The sequence below is a fragment of the Streptomyces sp. NPDC017225 genome (assembly GCF_044331465.1).
GTDB lineage: Bacteria > Actinomycetota > Actinomycetes > Streptomycetales > Streptomycetaceae > Streptomyces.
This window is the reverse complement of sequence record NZ_JBIRNE010000001.1, coordinates 810575-820854: the sequence shown is the minus strand read 5'-3', so window position 1 is coordinate 820854 and position 10280 is coordinate 810575. Positions and strand designations below refer to the sequence as shown.

Genomic DNA, 10280 nt, shown 5'->3' with positions numbered 1-10280 from the left:
TGCGCGAAGCGGTCCAGGAACTCGGCGATCTCCCTCGGGCCCTCACAGTACGGCGGATCGGCCCAGATCTCCTTGTACATCGGCAGCACGAGGTCGAGGTGCACGGCGCACTCCAACCCCTCCCACCGCTCCACTCTGATCGGCTCGCTCCCCATCCATTCCCTCCCATCTGCTGCCACCAGCCAAAGCCGGCCTCGCCTAGAAGCTGTTCGGGCCAACCGGGAGAGACCTGCGAGACCGATCGCCAACGCACACGCCACCCCTGATACGGACGCCGCTCACCAAGGTGGCGGTGCGGCGGACAGACCGGCGGGAACCGATGCCCGGGCCGGTGCCCTTCGACTCGGCCGGGCAGTAGACGGACCTACAAGTACCAATGCTCGGACCGCCCTTCGCGGTGGCGGGGACGTGCACGGGCCTGCGGCCACCGATGCCCGGACCGCCCTTCGCCGTGGCGGGGTAACAGACAGAACGGCGGGTGCGGCCGCCGATCCCAGAGTTTCCCTTCGATGTGACCAGAGGGCGGACAGACCGGCGGGAACCGATGCTCGGGCCGCCGCCCTTCAAGGTGGCAGAGCGGTGCACGGGCCTGCGCGTACCGACGCCAATGCCGCCCTTCGCCGTGGCTAGGCACCGGACGGACTCGCGGCCACCTACGCTCGGACCGTTCTTCGCGGTGGCGGAGTAGCGGTCAGACCTGCGGCCACCGATGCCGTGGCCACCCTTCGCCACGGCGGAGTGACGGACCGACTGTCGGCTGCCGATACCGCTTCCGCCGCCCTTCGCAGTGGCGGGTGAGATAGTGAGTATGCCCAGGGCGGGGGTCTCAGCGCCCGCCTCAGAATCCGTGATCACGATCATCCGTACGGTCCTTCCGACGTCGTAGTGGGTTTCGGCACTGCTGCGTTGGCGGCGGCAGAACAGCCCTGCCACCCCTGTCCAGGGCCGATGGACCGATGAAACACCGTGGGCTCGACTGCAGCCTCGTTGTCTGCGTCACTCCTGCCGGCGAGTAAGCCCCCTCATCGTCTGCTGACAGCACACCGGTGAAAACCTGAAAGGTTATAGGGCACCCGACATGACCGGCTTGCCCAGGACCAGCCGGTCGCGCTGCGGCAGCTGGGGGTGGAGCGGAGGCAGGGTGCCGCTGCCTTCGATCAGAGACCCGCCGGGACTGGCCTATTTGGTCCGTTGTGTCTGAGACGCCTCTGGGGGCACCGCCACAACCTGGCACCGCACACCGACGAAACTCGCTATCGTCGAAGTGGTGGACGGGGCCACGGGATGTGGGCTGCGACACGAATCGGTGAGGCCCTCCGGCATTGAGCAGAGGTAACGACCGGGTGCCGGTCGCGATGCAGTCGACCACGAGCGGGAGGAGCCCAGCCCCATGCTGAATCAGGTCGCGGAGGGTGTGCTGATACACCAGAGCGAGCTACTCGAGAACAACACCGTCGTCGTCCAGGGCGGGGACGGCGTGCTCCTCGTAGACGCCGGGACGACAGGCGATGAAATGGTCTGCCTGGCGAACGACCTTCGTGACTTGGGCCAGCCCGTCATAGCGGCCTTCTCGACGCATCCTGACTGGGATCACGTGCTCTGGCATACCGAACTCGGCGAAGCGCCTCGTTACGGTACAGCCCGCTGCGCGGCCTTCATGCGGGATGTGCTGTCGAACGCAGATTGGAAGGCCAGCGTCGTCGAGGGGCTGCCACCGGAAATCGCCGAGGACACGCCGCTGGACCTGTACGGCCTCATCACGGGTCTGCCTGCTGGAACCGTGCGGCTTCCCTGGGACGGACCCAAGGTGCGGATTGTTGAGCATCCGGCGCACGCCCCGGGCCATGCGGCGCTGTTGATCGAGGAACGCCGAGTCCTCGTCGCCGGCGACATGCTCTCCGATGTCTTCGTTCCGATGTTCGACGACACCGATGACCCGATTGCAGACTACCTCGTCGGGCTGGGGCTGCTCGAGGGCGTGGCGGACGAGGTCGATGTCGTCGTCCCCGGACACGGTTCCGTCGCCAGGGGCGATGAGGTATTCGCGAGGATCAGACTGGATCGAGCGTACGTGGAGGACCTGCGTGAGGCCCGGGTCTCCAGCGACCCACGGGTCGTATCGCCCAAGCTCGGCTGGGAGTGGGCGAGCGCCATTCACGAAGGGCAGGCCCGCAGGCTCGTCCGAGACAGCGAGCGCGAACAGCGGCCTGACTGAGGATCCGCTTCCGCCGCAAGACGCCTGCCCGTTCGCCGACGCTCGAACAGTCCCGGGACCGAAGGACGACTACCTCAAGGCCTCGCCCGCAGTGAGGGCCGATGGTGGTGATGGTGGCGGCACATGTGATGACGTCGTAGTGGCCAGGTGGCACCTCCTTCAACGCGTCTCCAACAGTGGAGGTCACCGGGGGCGGCGGGGTCTGTGAGATCCCGCGCGCGATTCGACGATCGTGGGATCGACCTCGATACGGTGTTCTGCCCCGGCCCGTGAGGCCAGGAGTCCGGCGAGGTCACCGCTGCCTGATCCGGCGTCCAGAGCCCTGGTGGAACGTCTGGGGAGCTGTCCCAGGATCCACCGGTGGTATTGAGGCGTTTGTGGTCCCAAGGGCGGGTTGCATGGGACTGCTCACGTGCTCGCGTCATGCGGGGCAGGGTCCGTTGTAGCCCTACTCCTCGCAGGTCCCCGCGAAGGGCGGCCGGGTCCCCACGTCGGTGGCCGCGGCGGAGGTGTCCAGGCAGGTGACGCGTCGGCCGTCCTCAAGGGACGGCGCCAGTTGGGCACCCGACGAGCAGGAGATCCTGCCGAAGGCGGCCTCACCGGCCACGACGTCTGCGGTCTTGGCGACCTTCACCTTGCCGGGTCCGGTCCAGGAGCCGAGGGAGCACCAGAGGTCGTAAGTGGAGTAGGGGAGGTAATCGTCTGTGACGGAGAACTGGGCCAGGGCCAGGCTCGACGGGAAGTCGAGGTTCTTCATCCGCGACGGATCGGCTGCCGGCGCCCTGCCCGCCCTACGGCTGAAGACCGACGAGCCCCTCTCCCGAGCACGTCAACACCCGGGACCGTGTGAAGGAACAGGTTCAGGACGCCGGTGCCGGCCGGCCCGGCAGATGAGGAGCGTCTTCCCACCGTGCCGTTCCATCACGCGCGGTGCCAGGCAGCGACGGGCACGCGCCGTCCGAGCCGGCCATGGCGCAGCCGCCTGCCGAGCAGTGCCCGGTGCGGTGGGCCAGGGCGTCCCCGGCAACGATGGCCGGTCGCGACGGCGAGGATTGAGGGGGAAGGTGTACCGGTCTCGTGGGGACGAAGGCCCCGGCGCTCAGTAGGAGCGCGAGGGGTGGGAACGAAGGCACCGACCAGCAGGATCGACTCGGCCGGCAACGCGGCGGCCGGCAGCGCCTACGCGGCGGCGACGGGGAACCTGCGCGAGCAGGTGGGTGCTCACCGCGTCCGTCACCACCCCAGTGTGTGCCCACGAGGGCGGCTGCGGTGACCGGCTGGAGGCCGGGAGCTGCCAGACGTGGGCCGGGGGAGGTTGCTCCACACCGTCCAGCATCCGGTGGCCTGGCGGCGCTGGTACTCGTCCATGACGCGTTCGGCGGCCCGGTGGCGGGCGCCGGTTCGAGACCCGCGCAAGTGACACCTTGCGGCTGAGCAATACCTCCTCCTGCGTTCGGGCCGCGAGGTCCGTACTTCCTCAGCCAGGCGTTCGGTTGGTTCGCGCCGCTGTGGCCCGGGCAGCCGTCGTGGCCGGGCTCTACCACGCGCATGACAACCGGCTCGGACGCCAGGTGGCGGCGGTTCGCCCCGCTCACCAGTGAGCGGGGCGAACTCATGGGGCAGACGGCTGGTTCACCGGCCGGTGACCGTCAGGGCAGGGTCCACTTCTGGTTGGGCCCGGTGTGGCAGGTCCACAGGTGAACGGCGGTGCCGTCGTTCCAGGTGCCGCCCGACGCGTCCAGACACTTGCCCGACTGCGGATTGCGCACCGTGCCGTCGGCCTGAGGCACCCACTTCTGCGCACCCGAGCCGTTGCACGTCCACAACTGGACCTTCGTACCGTCCGCACTGCCACCACCGGAGACGTCCAGACACTTGCCCAAGGACCGCAGCGAACCATCGCCCTGGACCGCCCACCTCTGAGCACCGGTCCCGTTGCACGTCCAGATCTGGATCTTGGTACCGTCGGCGGTCTGGGAGTCGTCGACGTCCAGGCACTTGCCGTCGACCCCCCTCACCTCACCCGAGCGGGGCCCCGGCTGCTGGCCGTCACCCTGCTTGACGCGGATGTTGCGGAAGGACACGTCGTCGCCGTCGCCGTGGTTCTGGATGCCGACGTATCCGTCCTTGAGGCTTCGCACCGGGTCGGTGTTGGTGAAGTCGTTGATTTTGCGCCCGTTGAGGAAGATCTCCAAGCGCTCGCCGGTCACCCGTAGCTCGTACGTGTTCCACTCCCCCGGCGGGTTCAGGGCGGCGTCCCGGGCGGCGATGTCGGCCGATTGGAACCCGTACACCGCGCCCGTGGTGCGATCGGCGGCGTCGGTGGCGTCGATCTGGATCTCATAGCCGTTGTTCACCGCCGACCACGGGTCGTCGGACGCGGGGAAGCCGATGAGCACGCCGGAGTTGTCGTCGCCGGCCATCTTCCAGTCCAGCTTGAGCGAGTAGTCGCCGGTGAGTTCCTTGGCGGAGTACCAGTGCATGCCCAGTCCGCCATGGGCGGTGAGGGTGCCGTCGGCGAGGGCGAACCCGCCGGGTCCGGCCTGTTTCCAGCCGGTGGTGGACGAGCCGTCGAACAGAGCCGTGTAGCCGGTTTCGGGACGGCAGTCGGCGTTGGTCGTCCCGGAGGCCCAGCGGATTCCGCCGAGGAGATGCCGGCGGAAGGCGGGGTCGGTGTAGGACTCGTCGGTGTGGCCGCCGCCGGTGTAGAAGGCCCGGCCGCCCTGGTAGTCCTTGCACCACGCGATCGGGTGGTCGCCGCTCATGTTGCCGCCGGAGTAGCTCGACTCGTCGAGAGAGGCCAGCACACGGGCGGTGGTGCGCGGGTTGGTGCGGTAGTTGTACCACTCGTCGGTCCGCTGCCAGGTACTGCCCAGATGGGCGGTGGCATCGTGCGCCCGGTCCTCGACCTCGACGGTCGCGGACTGGATGGCGGGGTGCGAGTGGAAGAGGGCGCCTGCCAGGCCCTCGTAGAAGGGCCAGTCGTACTCCGTGTCGGCCGCGGCATGGATGCCGACGTATCCGCCGCCGTCCTTGACGTACTGCTCGAACGCCGTCTGCTGGGCGTCACCCAGGACGTCACCGGTCGTCGACAGGAAGACGACCGCCTCGTACTGGGCAAGGTTGCCGCTGGTGAAGGCCTGGGCGTCCTCGGTGGCGTCCACGGTGAAGCTGTTCGCCGTGCCGAGGTCCCGCAGTGCCGCGATGCCGTCGTCGATCGAGGAGTGGCGGAAGCCCGCCGTCTTGGAGAACACGAGAACCTGGTAGGCCGGGTCGGCCGCCGCACGCGTTCCGGCGTCCACGGTGAGGGCTTGGCCGGCCGCTTCGGGCAGGGCCGTGGCCTGCGGAGCCACGCACAGCGTGGCACCGACGAACAGGCCGAGTGCCGCTTTCAAGGACTTGCACATCTTGTGTCGCCTCCTCGCTAGGGCAGAATCCACTGCTGGTTGGCTTCGGCATGGCAGGTCCACAGGTGAACGGCGGTGCCGTCGTTCCAGGTGCCGCCCGACGCGTCCAGACACTTGCCCGACTGCGGATTGCGCACCGTGCCGTCGGCCTGAGGCACCCACTTCTGCGCACCCGAGCCGTTGCACGTCCACAACTGGACCTTCGTACCGTCCGCACTGCCACCACCGGAGACGTCCAGACACTTGCCCAAGGACCGCAGCGAACCATCGCCCTGGACCGCCCACCTCTGAGCACCGGTCCCGTTGCACGTCCAGATCTGGATCTTGGTACCGTCGGCGGTCTGGGAGTCGTCGACGTCCAGGCACTTGCCGTCGACCCCCCTCACCTCACCCGAGCGGGGCCCCGGCTGCTGGCCGCCGGACGTGGTGAAGGAATAGTCGTCCACGTCGAACAGGGATCCGCTGCCGCCCTTGAGGACGAGGTACAGCGTGGTGGAGCCGGACGGCTGGTTGCTCAGCGTGGTGGTGACGTTCTGGAAGGTCTCCCAGCCGCCGGTCACCGGAACGGTCGCCGTACCGAGGAGTGTGCCGGTCGCGGAGCCGGCGCGTACCTCGATGGTGCCACCCGCGCCCGCGGAGGAGACCCGCGCGGTGAACTCGGTGGCGTTGCCCAAGGCGTACGGCGTGAACGAGATCCAGTCGCCGTTGTCGATGTGGCCGACCGTCTTGCCGCCGTGCGCGGGGCCGTGGCTGACGACCTGCACGCCGGAGGAGTCGCCGTGGTGCTCGGCCTGCCGGTGGCTGGGCTGCGTGATGTGCTGATCGTGTGTGGTCAGCGCGGGCTGGCCGTTCGCGCCGTTGTCCGTGTACTCGGCGTCGACGACGCCGAAGATGTTGGCGTTGGGGTCGTGCTCGCCGTCCGCGAGGGTCTTCAGGGTGCCGGTGCAACCGGTGGCCGAGGTCTGCGGGTGGCCGTGGCTGTCGTGCCCGATGATGAAGTTGACCTTCACCTTGGAGCAGTCGATCGCGCCGTCCTCCGGGTCGGTCACCGTCACCCTGAACGGGATCTCGTCACCGAAGTCGTGGATGCCCCCGTCGAGGGGCGTGTCGAGCTTCACCGTCGGAGCGGTGTTCCCGACAGTGATCTGCACCGAGGCCGTCGCCGACTTCCCGGTCGCGTCCGTCACCTTCAGCGTGGCCGTGTACTGGCCGTTGGCGGTGTACGTGTGGGAGGGGCCGACCGCCGTGGAGGTGGCGCCGTCGCCGAAGTCCCAGGCGTAGGCGAGGGCGTCGCCGTCGGCGTCGGCGCTGCCGGCGGAGGAGAAGGACACCTCCAGCGGTGCCTTGCCGGAGGTGACGTTCGCTTTGGCCTGGGCCACGGGCGCGTGCCCGTCCGTGATGTGCTCGATGCGGTACAGCGCCGAGTTCTCGTCGCCGCTGAAGTAGCCGGTGCCGTAGTCCAGGACGTACAGCGCGCCGTCCGGTCCGAAGGTCATGTCCATCACCTGGGTGCCGCTCCAGGGGAACGCGTTGATGGACTGCACGGCGCCGTCGCCGCCGGCCTCGATGCGCTTGATCCAGCGGCGGCCGAGTTCCCCGGCGAAGTAGTCACCGTCGTATTCCTCGGGGAACTTCACGTCGGAGCTGGAGTCGGCGTCGTAGCGGTAGACCGGGCCGCCCATGGGAGACTCGGAACCGCCTCCGAACTCGGGGACGCTGTCGCCGTTGTACGGGATCCAGGCCGGCTGCGCGGGCGGCAGGTCGGTCAGCCCCGTGTTGCGCGGTGAGGTGTTCCTGGGCGCCGAGCAGTCGAAGGGAGCGCCCGACGTGCCGGTGGCGAAGTCGAAGTCGACGTAGGCGTCGTTCTTGCCGGTGCAGTACGGCCAGCCGAAATTGCCTGCCTTGGTGATGCGGTTGAATTCCACCTGTCCTTCAGGTCCTCGGTCCGGCTGCGCGACGTTCGAGTCGGGGCCGTAGTCACCGAGGTAGACGATGCCGGTCGCCTTGTCCACGCTCATCCGGAACGGGTTGCGGAATCCCATCGCGTAGATCTCGGGGCGGGTCTTCGCGGTGCCGGGCGCGAAGAGATTGCCCCCCGGGATCGCGTAGGAGCCGTCGGCGTTCACCTTGATACGCAGAACCTTGCCGCGCAGGTCGTTGGTGTTGCCGGACGAACGCTGGGCGTCGTAGGCCGGATTGCGGGACGCGCGCTCGTCGATCGGGGTGAAGTTGTCGGAGGCGAAGGGGTTGGTGTCGTCGCCGGTGGACAGGTACAGGTTGCCCGCCGCGTCGAAGTCGATGTCGCCGCCGGTGTGACAGCAGATACCGCGGGAGGCGGGGACGTCGAGAATCCTCTTCTCGCTGGCGAGGTCCAGGGTGCCGTCCGTCTTCAGGACGAAACGGGACAGCCGGTTGACCCCGTCGAACGGTGCGAAGTCCGCCGCCGACCCCTCCGCCGGCGCGTCCGATCCCGGGGTGTCGAGCTGGGGGGCGTAATACAGGTAGACGTGCCGGTTGGACGAGAATCCCGGGTCCACGGCGACGCCCTGCAGGCCCTCCTCGTCATGGCTGTAGACGTTCAGCTCGCCCGCGACGGTGGTGGCCCCCGCGGCATCCGTCAGACGGACGGTGCCGTCGCGTGAGGTGTGCAGGACCGAGCGGTCCGGCAGCACCGCCAGCGTCATGGGCTCGCCCGTCTCGGCCACACCCTTGGCGAGCGTGACCTGCTGGAACTCCGGCGCGGCGGCCGCGTTGGTCTCTCTTTCCGGTTCCTCGGGCGCGGCTGTTGCCGGGGACACCGGAAGCAGGCAGCCGACGGCGCATGCCGCGGCGGTCAGTAAGAGACGGACACGTCTGTGGTGGAACGGTCTCGTGCGCACAGAGCTCTCCCGAGAGAATGGGGGGTGACGGCAGGCCTGGCCGGACTGCCGTGAGGGCTTCACGGGCGCGCGCCGTCGCGCCGTCGATACCAGCCTGAAGGTCTATGACCGGTGCATGGCAGGGAAGTTAGCTGGCTTTATCGACCCCGGGAACCCATTTCGCACAAGATCTTGAGACTTCTTCCGCGCGCTGGACAAAGTGGCCACAGCCCGCCACGACGGCCCGGCGGGTGTCGGGCCCACCAGTCCTTGCCCGACGGAGAGTTCCCTGTTCAGGGCAGCAGCCACGAGACCGACCGCGTCGTTGGTCTCGTCCACGAGGGGTCCCACCGCCATCGGCCTCGTCCTCAAGGCGTCCCGTGCCCTCGTCCTCGCCGTCACCTCCGTTGACGAGTTCCGTCGACTCGGGATCGACGGGGCGTTCCGGCGAGCCGCCGGGCGGCGTGTCTCACCGAGCCCGGAGGTCACGGGCTCGGACGTTCACGCGGCGGGTTCACCACCAAGCTGCACCTGGCCGTCGAGCAGTGCCAGAGGCCCATGTGGTTCGTGATCACGGCCGGGCAGCGCGGCGGCTCTCGAACTGATCGCTACGCGGGCCGCACCGCACCTGGAGCCCGGTGAGCAGATCCAGACTGGATTCATCGCGCAGAGCGGTTCACTCTTCACCGCGCGCGTGTGGACGTTCGTGGCCACTGATTGCGCAATCCTGATCGCTCGACCGCGTATTCACGGGAACCTGCCGACACGCCCGGCTCGGTTAGAGATCCGCAAGGGGCCCGTGGTCTGGCGCGGGGGTCAGCCGCAGTCGTTGCGGTTGATCTCGAAAGAGCGCCGGGCGCGGAGGGTAAAGGTGGACGAGTGCAGCGAGCCCAGGGGTTGGTGAGGTAGCGGGCGGTGGAGCGGCGGTGCAGCCGGTGGCCGTCCGGACGAGGTGGATCGCCGCAAGCTCTTGCCACGATGCCGGCCTCGCCGTCGCATCGGGAGGGCGTCCCGCCCGGCTCACCGGGAAGGTGCCGTTCCCGTGTGCGCTGTGCGGGGAGGACTCCGCGCGGTCCGGGCATGGAGCAAGCCCGGTCCCCGGGCGGGACCGGGCCGCGTGATGGCTCGGCGCTGCCGTGCCCGTGCTGCCGGGCTGTTTACGGCTCGTCGATGCCGCTCCAGGCGACATGGAAGCCGAATCGGCGGCAGGTCTCGGGGGTGAGCTGGTTGCCGTCGCGCTTGGCGTCGTCGACCCAGCGCAGGTAGAGACGGAATCCGGTGGCGGTCACGTCGTAGATGCCGTGAGCGCCGTGGGTCCAGAGCTGGCTGCCGCCGGTGGAGTAGATCGAGGCGTGGTAGACGGGGTTGCCGGCGAAGTGGGCGGCGGAGGTGTCCACATCGATGTACACCCCCTCCTGCCCGTAGGCCTGCCAGCCCTCACCGGGAGTGGTTTTGCCGGATCCGACACGCAGAGTAGCCATGTTTCCCCCTTTTGGGTGGTTGTGATGGCCACTCCATCGTACGAACGAAGTCACAGAAAGCATAGAACCCTTCACTCTAAGTAGTGAATAATAATGGGAATCGCTGTACCGCTCGGGCCGCAGCAGGAGGGGCGCGCGCCGTCAGCGTTCCACTCTCGGTCCACTCGTCGTTCCAGGGGCTGAGCCGGGTGCCCTCGATGTCGAGATCGGACAGGAGCCGGTCGAGCCAACGGGGCAGCCACCAGGCGTGTTTCCCGACGAGTGGGAGGACAGCCGGTACCTGGGTCATCCGCTGACCGGTTCAGTCGCGCGTCGGCAG

6 protein-coding genes and 2 pseudogenes are annotated in these 10280 nt (G+C 68.4%); 3 read left to right on the top strand and 5 right to left on the bottom strand.

The genetic code is table 11. From position 1 onward, the window contains the following. Positions 1-1390: 1390 nt before the first annotated feature. Entirely contained in the window at positions 1391-2215 is an 825-nt protein-coding gene (locus ACH4NX_RS03615; protein ID WP_398127490.1) for an MBL fold metallo-hydrolase, read from the top strand. Between the two features lie 448 nt (positions 2216-2663). Here ACH4NX_RS03615 and ACH4NX_RS03610 read toward each other — a convergent pair whose 3' ends face one another. Beyond that, entirely contained in the window at positions 2664-2972 is a 309-nt protein-coding gene (locus ACH4NX_RS03610) for a hypothetical protein (RefSeq protein WP_398127489.1), read from the bottom strand. Positions 2973-3332: 360 nt separating this feature from the next. Between ACH4NX_RS03610 and ACH4NX_RS03605 the strand changes: the two genes are divergently transcribed. After that, on the top strand, positions 3333-3488 hold the full coding sequence (locus ACH4NX_RS03605; RefSeq protein ID WP_351401126.1) for a hypothetical protein: 156 nt from the start codon (positions 3333-3335) through the stop codon (positions 3486-3488). A 376-nt stretch (positions 3489-3864) separates the two neighbouring features. Here the strand turns inward: ACH4NX_RS03605 and ACH4NX_RS03600 are convergent, their stop codons facing one another. Beyond that, on the bottom strand, positions 3865-5622 hold the full coding sequence (locus ACH4NX_RS03600; RefSeq protein ID WP_398127488.1) for a lectin: 1758 nt from the start codon (positions 5620-5622) through the stop codon (positions 3865-3867). Positions 5623-5639: 17 nt separating this feature from the next. Further along, positions 5640-8501: a PQQ-dependent sugar dehydrogenase gene (locus ACH4NX_RS03595; protein ID WP_398127487.1), complete on the bottom strand. Its 2862-nt coding sequence runs from the start codon at positions 8499-8501 to the stop codon at positions 5640-5642. A gap of 468 nt (positions 8502-8969) precedes the next feature. Here ACH4NX_RS03595 and ACH4NX_RS03590 point away from each other — a divergent pair. Then, positions 8970-9065: pseudogene (locus ACH4NX_RS03590) on the top strand (IS5/IS1182 family transposase); the annotation flags it as partial. 572 nt (positions 9066-9637) lie between these two features. On the opposite strand, the gene ACH4NX_RS03585 reads toward ACH4NX_RS03590, so the two are convergent. Then, complete coding sequence (locus tag ACH4NX_RS03585; RefSeq protein ID WP_351401132.1) at positions 9638-9961, bottom strand: hypothetical protein; 324 nt, start codon at positions 9959-9961, stop codon at positions 9638-9640. Positions 9962-10037: 76 nt separating this feature from the next. Next, positions 10038-10253: pseudogene (locus ACH4NX_RS03580) on the bottom strand (hypothetical protein); the annotation flags it as partial. Positions 10254-10280 lie beyond the last annotated feature (27 nt).